The organism is Streptococcus sp. SCPM-O-B-15277 (M60) (assembly GCF_058200335.1).
Window position 1 is genome coordinate 268776 of the sequence record NZ_JBYQGR010000001.1, and the last position, 13951, is coordinate 282726.

14 protein-coding genes are annotated in these 13951 nt (G+C 40.0%); 13 read left to right on the top strand and 1 reads right to left on the bottom strand.

Annotated features, from left to right (window positions below):
- The first annotated feature begins 55 nt into the window (after positions 1-55).
- From AC3E9F_RS01395 to AC3E9F_RS01435, 9 genes are all read left to right on the top strand, one after another.
- On the top strand, positions 56-430 hold the full coding sequence (locus tag AC3E9F_RS01395; RefSeq protein ID WP_004252208.1) for a DUF1149 family protein: 375 nt from the start codon (positions 56-58) through the stop codon (positions 428-430).
- A 2-nt stretch (positions 431-432) separates the two neighbouring features.
- The gene (locus AC3E9F_RS01400) at positions 433-1281 is read left to right on the top strand and encodes a DegV family protein (RefSeq protein WP_263393907.1); all 849 of its coding nucleotides are present in this window, start codon (positions 433-435) and stop codon (positions 1279-1281) included.
- Between the two features lie 264 nt (positions 1282-1545).
- Positions 1546-2313 carry a 4-hydroxy-tetrahydrodipicolinate reductase gene (gene dapB / locus AC3E9F_RS01405; protein WP_263393906.1) on the top strand — a complete coding sequence of 256 codons (768 nt, stop codon included), beginning with the start codon at positions 1546-1548 and terminating at the stop codon, positions 2311-2313.
- On the top strand, positions 2310-3509 hold the full coding sequence (locus AC3E9F_RS01410; protein ID WP_263393905.1) for a CCA tRNA nucleotidyltransferase: 1200 nt from the start codon (positions 2310-2312) through the stop codon (positions 3507-3509). The genes dapB and AC3E9F_RS01410 overlap by 4 nt, the downstream gene beginning before the upstream one ends.
- Positions 3506-5374 carry an ABC-F family ATP-binding cassette domain-containing protein gene (locus tag AC3E9F_RS01415; RefSeq protein WP_490672706.1) on the top strand — a complete coding sequence of 623 codons (1869 nt, stop codon included), beginning with the start codon at positions 3506-3508 and terminating at the stop codon, positions 5372-5374. Before AC3E9F_RS01410 ends, AC3E9F_RS01415 begins: the two co-directional genes overlap by 4 nt.
- Positions 5374-5967, top strand: coding sequence for a hypothetical protein (locus AC3E9F_RS01420; RefSeq protein ID WP_490672707.1), 594 nt, complete (start codon positions 5374-5376; stop codon positions 5965-5967). Before AC3E9F_RS01415 ends, AC3E9F_RS01420 begins: the two co-directional genes overlap by 1 nt.
- Positions 5968-6106: 139 nt before the next feature.
- A complete protein-coding gene (locus AC3E9F_RS01425) occupies positions 6107-6619 on the top strand; it encodes an adenine phosphoribosyltransferase (protein ID WP_001049312.1) in 513 nt (170 codons plus the stop codon).
- Positions 6620-6813: 194 nt separating this feature from the next.
- Positions 6814-7758: a homoserine O-acetyltransferase MetA gene (metA, locus tag AC3E9F_RS01430; RefSeq protein ID WP_490672708.1), complete on the top strand. Its 945-nt coding sequence runs from the start codon at positions 6814-6816 to the stop codon at positions 7756-7758.
- A gap of 8 nt (positions 7759-7766) precedes the next feature.
- Positions 7767-8441, top strand: coding sequence for a DnaD domain-containing protein (locus AC3E9F_RS01435; RefSeq protein ID WP_485745942.1), 675 nt, complete (start codon positions 7767-7769; stop codon positions 8439-8441).
- A gap of 46 nt (positions 8442-8487) precedes the next feature.
- On the opposite strand, the gene AC3E9F_RS01440 is transcribed toward AC3E9F_RS01435, so the two are convergent.
- The gene (locus AC3E9F_RS01440) at positions 8488-9939 is read right to left on the bottom strand and encodes an alpha-amylase (protein ID WP_490672709.1); all 1452 of its coding nucleotides are present in this window, start codon (positions 9937-9939) and stop codon (positions 8488-8490) included.
- A gap of 239 nt (positions 9940-10178) precedes the next feature.
- Between AC3E9F_RS01440 and AC3E9F_RS01445 the strand changes: the two genes are divergently transcribed.
- From AC3E9F_RS01445 to aroB, 4 genes are read left to right on the top strand one after another with little or no spacing between them, the layout of a single operon-like run.
- A complete protein-coding gene (locus tag AC3E9F_RS01445) occupies positions 10179-11342 on the top strand; it encodes a class I SAM-dependent rRNA methyltransferase (RefSeq protein WP_263393900.1) in 1164 nt (387 codons plus the stop codon).
- The gene (aroD, locus tag AC3E9F_RS01450) at positions 11339-12016 is read left to right on the top strand and encodes a type I 3-dehydroquinate dehydratase (RefSeq protein WP_045614175.1); all 678 of its coding nucleotides are present in this window, start codon (positions 11339-11341) and stop codon (positions 12014-12016) included. Before AC3E9F_RS01445 ends, aroD begins: the two co-directional genes overlap by 4 nt.
- Positions 12006-12860 carry a shikimate dehydrogenase gene (locus AC3E9F_RS01455; protein WP_263393899.1) on the top strand — a complete coding sequence of 285 codons (855 nt, stop codon included), beginning with the start codon at positions 12006-12008 and terminating at the stop codon, positions 12858-12860. Before aroD ends, AC3E9F_RS01455 begins: the two co-directional genes overlap by 11 nt.
- An 18-nt stretch (positions 12861-12878) precedes the next feature.
- Complete coding sequence (aroB, locus tag AC3E9F_RS01460) at positions 12879-13946, top strand: 3-dehydroquinate synthase (RefSeq protein ID WP_263393898.1); 1068 nt, start codon at positions 12879-12881, stop codon at positions 13944-13946.
- Positions 13947-13951 lie beyond the last annotated feature (5 nt).

Sequence of the window (13951 nt, forward strand, 5' to 3'; positions counted from 1 at the left end):
GAAAATAAGAAAATATGTTACAATGTCAAAGTAAATTGTAACCATGGAGAATATGATGAATTTAAAACGTGAACAAGAATTTGTAAGTCAGTATCACTTTGATGCGCGTAATTTTGAATGGGAAAATGAGAACGGAATTCCTGAAACAAAGGTTGATGTGAACTTCCAACTACTTCAACATGACCAAGAAAATCAGGTGACTTCTCTCGTAGTTGTTTTGAGCTTTATGATTGTCTTTGATAAATTTGTTATAAGTGGTACTATTTCTCAAGTAAACCACGTAGAAGGTCGCATCGTAGATCAACCAAGTGACTTCAGTCAAGAAGAAGTTGAGACGCTTGCTCGTCCTTCTTTGGATATGCTAAACCGTTTGACTTACGAAGTGACGGAAATCGCATTAGATTTACCAGGAATTAATTTGGAGTTTTAAAAATGAAATTAGCGGTCATAACAGACTCATCTGCTTTTCTACAAGCGGAAACCTTGCGGAAAGAAGACTTATTTGTGCTAGACATTCCTGTGAATATCGATGGACAGGAGTATGTTGAAGGTGTAAATCTAACCGCTCAAGAATTTTATGAAAAAATGGCTCGTTCATCTGAACTGCCGAAAACAAGTCAGCCAAGTATTGCTAAGTTAGATGAAATTTTGTCATCCTTGAAAGAAAAAGGTTATACTCATGTTTTGGGCCTCTTCCTTTCTTCTGGGATTTCAGGATTTCACCAGAATATCCAGTATATGATGGATGAGTTCGAAGGATTAACAATTGCTTTTCCTGATACTCGTATTACAAGTGCTCCACTAGGTTTTATGGTGGAAAGTGTTTTTCAGTGGGTTGAGCAGGGAGAAGATTTCGAGTCTATCTTAGAAAAGGTAACTGAACAGATTGAACATACTTCTGCCTTTATCATGGTAGATGACCTTGATCATCTGGTTAAAGGTGGTCGTTTATCAAATGGCGCAGCTATTTTAGGGAATCTTCTTAGTATTAAACCAATTCTATATTTCAATGACCAAGGTGTTATCGAAGTTTATGAGAAGGTTCGTACAGAGAAGAAAGCAACAAAACGCCTGGTTGAAATTGTCAAAGAAGCAACAAGTAACGGGAACTACCGAATTGTAGTGATTCATGGGAACGCCCCTCAAAAAGCGGCAGATTTGCGTCAACTTTTGATAGATGGTGGTGTAGCTACAGATATTTCAATTGCAACCTTCGGTAGTGTTATTGGAACTCACCTTGGTGAAGGAAGTATTGCTTTGGGTTATACACCAATCGTCTAGATTGTTCTTACAGGCTTTGTATCTTAGAAATTGAACACGGACTATCTGCCTCTTGAAAAAAGATGCCTGTCTTGCCTTTCATGGAAAGTCAGCGCCATCCCCTATTTTTCATGGTCAGCTAACGTCCTTTGTATCTTAGCAATTGAACACGCCTGGAACCCTGTGTGAAAAAGATAGTTCTTCCAAGGAGTATCGACTCCTTAATCAGAACTCCTATTTTCACTTTGTGTTCTTACAGGCTTTGTATCTTAGACTGGAGTAGAGATGAGTATTCGAGTGATTATCGCAGGTTTTAAGGGGAGAATGGGTCAAGCTGCTTGTCAGATGGTTTTGTCTGATCCTGAATTGGAACTAGTAGCCGTTTTGGATCCTTTTGTGTCTGCATCTGACTGGCAGGGGATTCCTGTTTTCAACGATAAAAATGACTTAACAGGCTATGATGCGGATGTTTGGGTGGACTTTACTACCCCAGCTGTTGCCTATGAGAATACACGCTTTGCTCTTGAAAATGGCTTTGCGCCAGTAGTTGGAACAACAGGCTTTACTAGTCAAGAAATCGAAGAATTAAAAGATTTTTCTCGTTCTAAAAACTTGGGTGGCTTGATTGCTCCTAACTTTGCTTTGGGTGCTGTCTTACTCATGCAATTTGCCGCACAAGCAGCTAAATACTTTCCAAATGTGGAGATTATTGAGCTTCACCATGACAAGAAAAAAGATGCACCGAGTGGTACAGCTATTAAAACAGCTGAGTTGATGGCACAAGTTCGTGAGTCTATTCAACAAGGGGCACCTGATGAGGAAGAACTCATTGCTGGTGCGCGTGGTGCTAACTTTGATGGCATGCGTATACATTCGGTTCGCTTACCAGGATTGGTAGCCCATCAGGAAGTCATTTTTGGAAATCAGGGAGAAGGATTGACCCTGCGTCATGACTCCTATGATCGTAGCTCCTTCATGACAGGAGTGAATTTGGGAATCAAAGAAGTTGTCAAGCGTCATGAGCTTGTCTATGGATTAGAACACTTATTATGAGATTAACAAAAATGCCTTCTGAATTTCAGAAGGCTTTACCAGTATTAGAAAAAATTAAAGAAGCAGGATTTGAAGCTTATTTTGTGGGGGGATCTGTTAGGGATGCTCTACTCAATCGTCCCATCCATGACGTGGATATTGCGACTTCTTCTTATCCTGAAGAGACTAAGCAGATTTTCCCCCGTACAGCCGATATCGGTATTGAGCATGGAACTGTCTTAGTTTTAGATGGAGATGAGGAGTACGAAGTAACCACTTTTCGGACAGAAGATGTCTATGTAGACTATCGAAGACCAAGCGCAGTTTCTTTTGTGCGTTCGTTGGAAGAAGACCTCAAGCGTCGTGATTTTACAGTCAATGCCTTTGCCTTGGATGAGACAGGGGAAATCGTTGATTTATTTGACGGGCTCAAAGATTTAGAAAATCAGGTCCTACGTGCAGTTGGAATTGCTAGTGAACGTTTTAATGAAGATGCTTTACGCATCATGCGTGGTTTTCGCTTCCAAGCTAGTCTTGGTTTTGAACTCGAGCAAGAAACGTTTGAAGCGATGAAGGCCTTAACGCCACTCTTGGAGAAAATCTCTGTGGAGCGCACCTTTGTCGAGTTTGATAAGCTTTTACTGGCTCCCTATTGGCGAGTAGGTTTATCATCTATGATTGAGAGTCAAGCTTATGATTATCTTCCCGATATGGTAGGCAGTCAGGAGAAACTTCAATCTTTGTCTGATTTAGAAGAAGATTTTACTTTTGAATCTTCTGAACAAGCGTGGGCAGCACTTTTATGGGTTTTAGAAGTAGAAAATGCTCAACAATTTTTAAAACATTGGAAGACCTCACGCCAATTTTCCAAGCAGGTGCAGGATTTGCTGTCTATTTTGGTTCTCCGAGAAGAAGGGGAGCTCGGCAAGCGTGATTGTTACCGTTTTGATTTGGACTTACTTCTACAGGCTGAAAATCTTCGCAAAGCTCAAGGGAAGAAAGTCAATCCGCAAGCAATCACAGAAACCTACGAGAGTTTGACCATTCACGATAAGAAAGAGATGCAAATCAATGGAGGTATTCTCATCAAAGAGTACGGCTACCAGCCAGGTCCTGAATTGGGAGATGCTTTAGAGGAAATTGAGTACGCTATTGTGGATGGTAATCTAGATAATGAAGTGGAAGCCATTCATGCATACTTAAGGGAGAGAAAATGAGTGATTTTATCGTTGAAAAACTAAGCAAATCCGTTGGTGACAAGACCGTCTTTAAGGATATTTCCTTTATCATTCATGACTTGGACAGAATCGGTCTTATCGGTGTCAACGGTACAGGAAAGACTACTCTTTTGGATGTTCTTTCGGGAGTTTCAGGATTTGATGGCGATGTTAGTCCTTTTTCAGCAAAGAGTGATTACAAGATTGGCTACCTGACTCAGGATCCGGATTTTGATGATAGCAAGACTGTCTTGGATACTGTCCTATCCAGTGATCTCAAAGAAATTAAACTGATTCGTGAGTATGAACTCCTTATGCTCAACTATAGTGAGGACAAGCAGGCGCGTCTAGAACGGGTCATGGCGGAGATGGATTCTCTTCAGGCTTGGGAAATTGAAAGCCAGGTCAAGACCGTTTTAAGTAAACTTGGCATTCAAGACTTATCAACTCCTGTTGGAGCCTTGTCGGGTGGTCTCCGTAGACGGGTTCAATTGGCGCAAGTGCTTTTAGGAAACCATGATCTTTTGTTACTAGATGAGCCAACCAACCATTTGGACATTGCGACCATTGAGTGGTTAACCCTCTTTTTGAAAAATTCCAAGAAAACAGTTCTTTTTATCACCCACGACCGCTATTTCTTAGATGCTCTTTCTACGCGAATCTTTGAGTTGGACCGAGCAGGTTTGACAGAATATCAAGGAAATTACCAAGATTATGTTCGTCTCAAGGCAGAACAGGATGAACGCGATGCAGCTCTTCTTCACAAAAAGGAACAACTTTATAAGCAGGAATTGGCCTGGATGAGACGACAACCGCAAGCTCGTGCAACCAAGCAACAGGCTCGTATCAATCGTTTCCACGACTTGAAAAAGGAAGTTTCAGATACTAGTGTTGAAACAGATTTGACCATGAATTTTGAAACCAGTCGTATCGGTAAAAAGGTCATCGAGTTTAAGGATGTTTCCTTTGCCTATGACAAAGAACCGATATTGCAACATTTTAATCTTTTGGTGCAAGCCAAAGACCGTATCGGAATCGTTGGGGATAATGGTGTAGGAAAGTCAACCCTTCTTAACCTTATTGCCGGCAGTCTTGAACCAACTGATGGACAAGTGATCATCGGCGAAACGGTTCGTATCGCCTATTTCTCTCAACAAATCGAAGGATTGGATGAAAGTAAGCGAGTTATCAATTACCTGCAGGAAGTGGCAGAAGAGGTGAAGACTAGTGGTGGCTCAACAACTTCTATCGCTGAGTTGCTAGAGCAGTTCCTTTTCCCACGTTCAACGCACGGCACCTTGATTGAGAAGCTGTCAGGCGGAGAGAAGAAACGTCTTTATCTCCTCAAACTTCTCCTAGAAAAGCCCAATGTACTCTTATTAGACGAACCGACAAATGACTTAGACATTGCGACTTTGACAGTCTTGGAGAATTTCTTGCAAGGATTTGCAGGCCCAGTCTTGACAGTTAGCCACGACCGTTACTTCCTTGATAAGGTAGCAACCAAGATTCTTGCTTTTGAGAATGGAACCATTCGTCCTTTCTTTGGTCATTACACGGACTATCTGGATGAAAAGGCCTTTGAAGCAGAAGCAGTAACAGCAAGTCAAAAAGTTGAGAAGGAAAAAGTCGTTAAAGTTCGTGAAGAAAAGAAACGGATGACCTACCAAGAAAAGCAGGAGTGGGCAAGCATCGAAGGAGACATCGAAGCCTTGGAAAACCGCATCTCTTCTATAGAGGAAGAAATGCTAGCAAATGGTTCTGACTTTGGGAAACTAGCTACCCTTCAAAAAGAGTTAGACGAGAAAAATGAAGACTTGCTGGAAAAATATGAACGCTATGAATATTTAAGTGAGTTAGTATAATGGAAGAAACAATTATTAAATGGAGTAGTAAGAAAATCGTCTTGAGCCTTATTCTTTACCTACTAGAGTTGGCTCTTCTACTTTGGATACTTTCGTTTTTGCTGAGCTATCCCGAAGAACCACCTATGGGATTGGTGGCTTTAATTCTCTTTATTGGTTTCTTAATCATCATCGTTGGCTTCATTTTGTATCAACGTTTGCGACTGCTTTTTTCTGATAAAGAGTATTTGAAATGTACGGCTCAAGGATTTTTCTATAAACCATATCCAAAGAAAGACTGGCAGTTTTATTCCTGGGGACAGGTAGAACAGTTTGCTCTCACGAGAATTAAGGGTAGTAGAAATGCAAGGGATTTTTATATGATTGAGGTTCGGTTTTATGACAAGGAACTTTTAAAATCCAACTCTTTCTGGAATCGTCTTCGAAGTAGATTTACAAGTTCAAAACATTCTAACGTTTTGAAAATCCCAATCTATTTGCTGGATGTTGGCTTACCAAAGAGAGTATTTGAAACCATGTCTTACTTTGAGCGAGAGTGGCGCATCCAACAAAATCGTCAACGAAATCAAACTTCTAAAAGCAAAAAGAAGTAAGTACTTCATTCAGCGAATGCTAGCAACAATTGAAGAAAAAATGAGAAGTCTTGGACCAAGTTTCAAGGCTTCTTTCTATTTTGCTTTTCTAGGAATTATGGTATAATAGGGAGTAAAAACTTTAAAAGAAAGAAACGCTATGAACTTAAAAGATTACATTGCAAGTATTGAAAATTATCCACAAGAAGGAATTACATTCCGTGATATCAGCCCTTTGATGGCTAACGGCAATGCCTACAGCTACGCTGTTCGTGAAATTGTTCAATATGCTACTGACAAAAAGATTGATATGATCGTAGGACCAGAAGCACGTGGATTTATTGTTGGATGTCCAGTTGCTTTTGAGTTGGGAATTGGTTTTGCACCTGTTCGTAAACCAGGGAAATTGCCACGCGAAGTCATTTCAGCTGACTACGAAAAAGAATATGGTGTTGATACTTTGACCATGCACGCAGATGCTATCAAACCAGGTCAACGTGTTCTTATTGTAGATGACCTCTTGGCAACAGGTGGTACTGTTAAGGCTACAATCGAAATGATTGAGAAATTAGGAGGTGTCGTAGCTGGTTGTGCCTTCTTGATTGAGCTTGATGAGCTAAAAGGTCGTGAGGCAATCGGAGATTACGATTATAAAGTTTTGATGCATTATTAATGAAAAACAGTCCCTAGGGCTGTTTTCTCTTAATGATGATATAAAAAAAGGCTATATCTAGTTAGAGAAAAACTATAATTGAAAACTATATCTTCTTACAGTATAATAAAGGGAAGAAGTGTCATCTACTGGATTTTTCCATTTGATGACAGTCAGGTTACTTGAGTCCAGTATGATACAGTTAGGAGATTTCCATGCCGATTCGAATTGATAAAAAATTACCAGCAGTTGAGATTTTACAAACAGAAAATATTTTCGTCATGGATGATCAACGGGCGGCTCATCAGGATATCCGACCCTTGAAAATTCTTATTTTAAATCTAATGCCGCAAAAAATTGTAACAGAAACTCAGCTCTTAAGACATTTGGCTAATACTCCTCTGCAGTTAGATATTGATTTCTTATATATGGAAAGTCACCAATCAAAAACAACTCGTTCTGAGCATATGGAGACTTTTTATAAGACCTTCTCGGAAGTTAAAGACGAGTATTTTGATGGCTTGATTATCACAGGAGCTCCAGTTGAGCACCTTCCATTTGAGGAGGTGGACTATTGGCAAGAGTTTACCCAAGTTATCGATTGGTCTAAGACTCATGTCTTTTCGACCTTGCATATTTGTTGGGGGGCACAGGCAGGTCTATACTATCGCTATGGCGTAGATAAATACCAGATGGACCAGAAGCTTTCTGGGATTTATCCTCAAGATGTTTTGAAAGAAGGTCATCTCCTATTGAGAGGTTTTGATGATTTATATGTATCCCCTCATTCTCGCCATACAGAAGTCCACAAAGAAGATATTCTGAATAAAACAAATCTAGAGATTTTAGCATCAGGAAAAGAGGTGGGAATCTCTATCCTTGCGAGTCGAGATTTGAGAGAAGTCTATAGCTTTGGGCATTTAGAGTATGATCGCGATACGCTTGCAAAGGAATATTTCAGAGATCTAGATGCTGGTTTAGATCCACATATACCAGAAAATTATTTCAAAAATGATGACATTCATGAGCTCCCATGTATGCGTTGGAGTTCATCTGCAGCTCTCTTCTTTAGTAACTGGGTAAATTATGCAGTTTACCAAGAAACGCCGTTTGAGTGGAAGAGTGTGGAAGATGATGTGTCTCATTTTGGATATTTATAAGAGGAATTATGACATATTTAGATGCTTTCAAATCAGGAAACTTAGTGTTACCGAGTGACCTGCTCTTACATTACAATCAACTGTTCTCGTCAAGCGATGATTTCTTGGTTTGGCAATTCTTTTACCTACAGAATACAACGGTTTTAGGTGAATTGTCTCCAAGTCAGATTGCTGAAAAAATTGGCAAAAATGTCACTGAAGTCAATCAAGCTATTTCACGATTGACTGAGAAAGGGTTGCTTCAATACCGAACCATTGAACTGAATGGCGAAATAGAAGTAATCTTCGATGCAACTCTTGCCTTGGAGCGCTTAGACCAACTGTTTGAAAAACAAGCTCCAAACCAGGTGCAATCTGCTCCAAATGATTTAAAGAGCTTGGTAGATACTTTCCAACAGGAGCTAGGTCGTCTATTGAGCCCATTTGAAATTGAAGACTTGGAAAAGAGTTTGAAAGAAGACGGAACTAGTGCGGATTTGATAAAAGAAGCCTTACGAGAAGCTGTTCTAAATGGAAAACCAAATTGGAAATATATCCAAGCTATCCTACGAAACTGGCGTCATGAAGGGATTAGGAGTGTAGCCCAGGTAGAAGCGAAACGTCAAGAGAGAGAGGCAACAAACTCTCAAAATGTTCAGGTTTCATCTGATTTTAAAAATGCCATGGATCTTTGGAAAGACTAATATTTAGCAATAAAAAAACTTGCCATAGGCAAGTTTTTTTGTGTTCTTAATAAGTAAGTCCCCAAACACTGACAGAACGTTCAGCAACTGGGAAGTCACCATATCCTTCAGTATTAATAGTCACTTGGTCTGAATGGTTGCCAAGTAAATCAACAAAAGTATGATCAGCCCATTCTGGACCTACAAACATAGTTTTGTAATTCTCTTGAGCGTTTGAGATAAGAATGGCAAGAGGCGATTGGTTGTCAGCTCCAGAACGAACCCAACCGATACAATTAGGGTCATCAAAGTAGTCCGTCTGCTCTCCATAAGCCAAATCTTTTCGGATAGCTAGCAGATGGTCAAGAACTTCTTTAAAATCTTGCTGAGCATATTGACCAGAGATACCGTAGTAGTCTCCGTAAAAGACACATGGAAGCCCTTCTTGACGTAGGAGAATAAGGGCATAGGCTGCTGGTTTGAACCATTCTTCAACAGTAGATTCTAAAGCTTGTCCTCGTTGAGTATCATGGTTTTCGACAAAGGTTACAGCCTTATCTGGTTTGATTTGAACCAGACTATCATTAAAGATGGTACGCAAATCGTAGTCTGCACCAGCTTGGCTTGCTTCAAAGAGATTCATATGGAGTCGGACATCGACAAGATCAAAGCGCTCTTCAATCTTTTCGAGATAGTCAAGGTTGGCATCCTTATCTGGATTCCAGAATTCTCCAAAGACATAGAAGTCTTGTCCATATTTTTCTTTCATATCGCGAATAAAATTGCGCATAAAGAAGGAGTCGATATGCTTGACTGCATCTAAACGAAAACCAGCTACGCCAGTCGTTTCCATGAACCAATCAGCCCAATCATAGATATTTTGTATGACTTCTGGATGCTTAAAATCTAAGTCCGCATACATGAGGTAGTCATAGTTACCATTTTCGTTATCGACTAATTCTTCGTGGGCCCACCCCTTATTATCTCCCTGGATAAGGTAAATACCAGACTTCCGTCTTTTGGCATCATAGTCAGTTCCAGTGAAATGGTACCAGTGCCAGTGGAAATCATTGTAGGTGTTTTGTCTTCCATCAAAAGTAAAGTTTGTCCAACCATTGATGGTAAAAGGTTCTCCAAGTTCAATTGTGCGATCTTCTGGGTCGACTTCAATAACCTGGAAGGATTCTAAACGGTCTGCAGCTGCCTTGTGGTTTAAGACGACGTCAGCCATAGGTTGAATCCCATGTGATTTAAGTGTTTGAATGGCTTGAAGATAGTCTTCTTTGAAACCGTACTTGGTACGCACAGTTCCTTTTTGGTCAAACTCACCGAGGTCAAAAAGGTCATAGACACCATAACCGACATCTTTTTCGTTGGTAGCTTTAAAGGCAGGTGGCATCCAGACGTGGCTAATTCCTAGATTTGCAAGATGCTCAGCATCATCGGTAAGTCGCGTCCAGTGTTGTCCATCGTGGGGAAAGTACCACTCAAAATATTGCATTAGGGTTTGATTTTTCATAGAAAGTCCTCATACTTAACAATTTGACAATCATTTTACCACAAAGCCAAGGAATACGCAAACGTTTGCGCTAGAAAATATACTCTAGCTCTTTTATGTCCATTTTTTACAAAAGCTTTTATAGAAGAGAGATGCTGTCTGATGAAAAAGAGTGGAAAATAGCTTCAATTTCTATGGAATCAATGGAGAAATTACTTTCTATTTTGTGAATTTTCAACAAATTTGATATAATTGTATCTATGAATAAAGTATTCGTCAGTCGGCGTGTCGAAAAAAAGCTGAATAAGGGTCAGATGGTTTTGGAAGAGATTGATTTTCCAGAGCTATCTGAAACTGATCAAGAAGTTGAGCTTTTTAATCAAAGTAAACAGTTTTTAGGGAAGGCTTATTTATCCCATCAAAATAAGGGAATTGGATGGTTTGTATCTAACCAGAAAGTTTCTTTTGACCGATCCTTTTTTGAAAGTTTGTTTAAAAAAGCCAAACAAAGACGCGCTAACTACTATCAAGATGAGTTGACAACTGCCTTTCGTTTGTTTAATCAAGAAGGCGATGGATTTGGTGGCATGACACTGGATCTTTATGGAGATTATGTTGTTTTTTCTTGGTATAACTCCTATATCTATAGCCTTCGTCAAGAAATTATAGCCGCCTTTGCTCAGGTATTCCCGGAAGTCTTAGGTGCCTATGAAAAGATTCGCTTTAAAGGTCTAGACTATGAGTCTGCCCATATCTATGGTCAAGAAGCAGCTGAATATTTCACTGTTCTCGAGAATGGAGTCTTGTACCAAGTCTTTATGAATGACGGCCTTATGACAGGAATTTTCTTGGATCAGCATGAAGTTCGTGGGAGTTTGGTTGATGGTCTGGCTATGGGAAAATCCTTACTCAATATGTTTTCCTACACAGCGGCCTTCTCAGTCGCTGCAGCTATGGGAGGAGCTAGTGAAACAACCTCTGTAGACCTAGCCAAACGTTCAAGAGAACTATCAGAAGCTCATTTTCATGCCAATGGTTTGAGTCTAGACAATCATCGACTGCTTGTCATGGATGTCTTTGAATATTTTAAATATGCTAAAAGAAAAGGTTTAAGCTATGACGTGATTGTTCTGGATCCGCCTAGCTTTGCCCGAAATAAAAAACAAACATTCTCTGTAGCTAAGGATTATCATAAGTTGATTTCCCAAAGCCTAGAGATTTTAAACCCAGGTGGAATCATTATTGCTAGTACCAATGCGGCTAATGTTTCCCGTCAAAAATTCACAGAACAAATCGACAAAGGATTTGCAGGTAGAAAGTATCAGGTCCTTCATAAATATGGACTTCCAGCAGACTTTGTCTACAATGAAAAAGATGAAAGTAGTAATTACCTCAAAGTGATTACCATGAAGGTTAGTAAATGAAATTAATTGTTTCTGTCATGCCAAGAAGTATAGAAGAGGCTCAGGCTATTGATGTTATGCGGTATCATGATGCAGATATCATTGAGTGGAGAGCAGACTTCTTACCCAAGGAAGCTATCTTGCAGGTAGCGCCAGCTATTTTTGAAAAATTTGCAGGTCGTGAGCTTGTTTTTACTTTACGTACTCGTTCTGAGGGTGGTCAAATTGAGCTCTCTTCAGAAGAGTATGTTCAAATTATCAAGGAAGTGGCCCAGCTTTATCAACCAGATTATATTGATTTTGAGTATTTCAGCTACAAGGATGTTTTTGATCAGATGTTGGACTTTCCAAATCTTGTCTTGAGCTACCATAACTTCCAAGAGACACCTGAAAATCTAATGGAAATATTGTCTGAGTTAACAAGTTTAAATCCTAAAGTTGTGAAAATAGCTGTTATGGCTAATACAGAACAAGATGTGTTGGATCTGATGAACTTTACACGTGGCTTTAAAACACTGAATCCTGAACAAGAATATGTAACGATTTCTATGGGAAAAGTGGGCAAGGTCTCTCGTATTACTTCAGATGTGACTGGTTCTAGTTGGTCTTTTGCAAGTCTAGATGAAGCTAGTGCTCCAGGACAAATTTCACTATCTAGCATGAAAAAAATTAGGGAGCTTCTAAATGAAGATTGATGGCTACACACGTTTAGCAGCTGTAGTCGCAAATCCTATCAAACACTCCATTTCTCCCTTTATTCACAATAGCGCTTTTGAGGCAACCAATACCAATGGAGTTTATCTTGCTTGGGAAGTAGGGGCAACCGATTTGGCAGAAACAGTTGCCAATATTCGTCGCTATCAGATGTATGGAATCAATCTTTCCATGCCTTACAAGGAACAAGTGATTCCTTATCTGGACCAGTTGAGCGAAGAGGCTTGTTTAATTGGTGCAGTTAATACAGTTGTGAATCGAGAAGGAACATTAATTGGATATAATACAGATGGCAAGGGATTCTTTAAGAGCTTGCCTTCTTTTAAAATATCAAGGAAAAAACTGGTTTTGTTAGGAGCAGGCGGTGCAGCCAAGGCAATTTTGGCACAGGCAATCTTGGATGGAGTAAGTCAGATTTCTGTCTTTGTTCGTTCTTCATCCATGGGAAAAACAAGACCTTATTTAGAAAAAATACAGAATGCGACTGAATTTAGAGTAGATTTATTTGCATTAGAGGATATTCAAGAACTTCAAGACAGCATCACTAAAGCCGACCTCTTGGTTAATGCTACTAGTGTGGGCATGGATGGCTCCTCTCAGCCGATCCCGACCAGCATCGTTTTACCAGAGAAGCTCTTGGTAGCAGATGTGATTTATCAACCCTTTGAAACACCGTTTTTAAAATGGGCAAGAAACCAGGGAAATCAATCTATCAATGGCCTTGGCATGCTGCTTTACCAAGCTGCTGAAGCTTTTGAGTTATGGACAGGCAAGGAAATGCCAACAGATCAAATCTGGGAATTATTAAAACAAAAGTACCAATAAAGAAAAAGGAGACCTGCTATGAAAATTAGAATAGACCTTCCACATCATCCTTACGATATTCAGATTGAAAAAGGATGCTTGTCTCAAGCAGGGAAATGGTTGCGCGAACTTTGGCAACCACAAAAAATTGTTATCATAACGGATAACCGTGTGGCTTCACTCTATGCAGAAAAGGTTAAATTGAGTTTGGCGGATGCTGGCTTTCAAGTGGCAGTTTTTGACTTTCTAGAGGGTGAAGGGCGAAAAAATCTAACCACGGTTCAAAAGGCTTATGAATTTCTAGTTAAGCAAGACTTGACTCGTAGTGACGGAATCGTAGCTTTAGGTGGTGGTGTAGTTGGTGATTTAGCTGGATTTGTAGCCTCAACCTATATGCGAGGTATTCACTTTGTTCAAATTCCGACTAGCTTGACAGCTCAAGTTGACTCTTCAATCGGGGGTAAGACAGGAGTGAATACTCCTTTTGCCAAGAATATGGTGGGGACTTTTGCTCAACCGGATGGTGTTTTGATTGACTCAACTGTTCTTGAGACCTTGGGTAATAGAGAGTTAATTGAAGGAATGGGCGAAGTCATCAAGTATGGCCTCATCGAAGATCCTGAGCTTTGGGACCTATTATCTGATATGGATGGTTCTGTCGAAAGCATATTGGAACATTCCGAGAGTTTGATTGAGCATTCTTGTCAGGTTAAGCGCAAGATGGTGGTTGAGGATGAGTTGGATAATGGCATTCGTTTATATCTCAACTTTGGTCACACAATTGGCCATGCCATCGAAGCAACTGCTGGTTATGGAAAAGTCATGCACGGTGAGGCAGTAGCTATGGGAATGGTTCAGGTCTCTAAGGTAGCAGAAGAAAAAGGACTCATGCCAGCTGGAATAACTCAGTCTATCCGAGAGATGTGTCAGAAGTTTGGTCTTCCTGTTGATTATGAAAACTGGGATGTTGACAAGCTCTATCAGGCTTTGACTCATGACAAAAAAGCGCGTGGCAATACCATGAAATTAGTTTTGGTGCCAGAACTTGGTTCAGCGATGATTCACCCAGTTTTTCTCGAAGAAATGAAAGATTACTTAGTAAAATAAGGAGA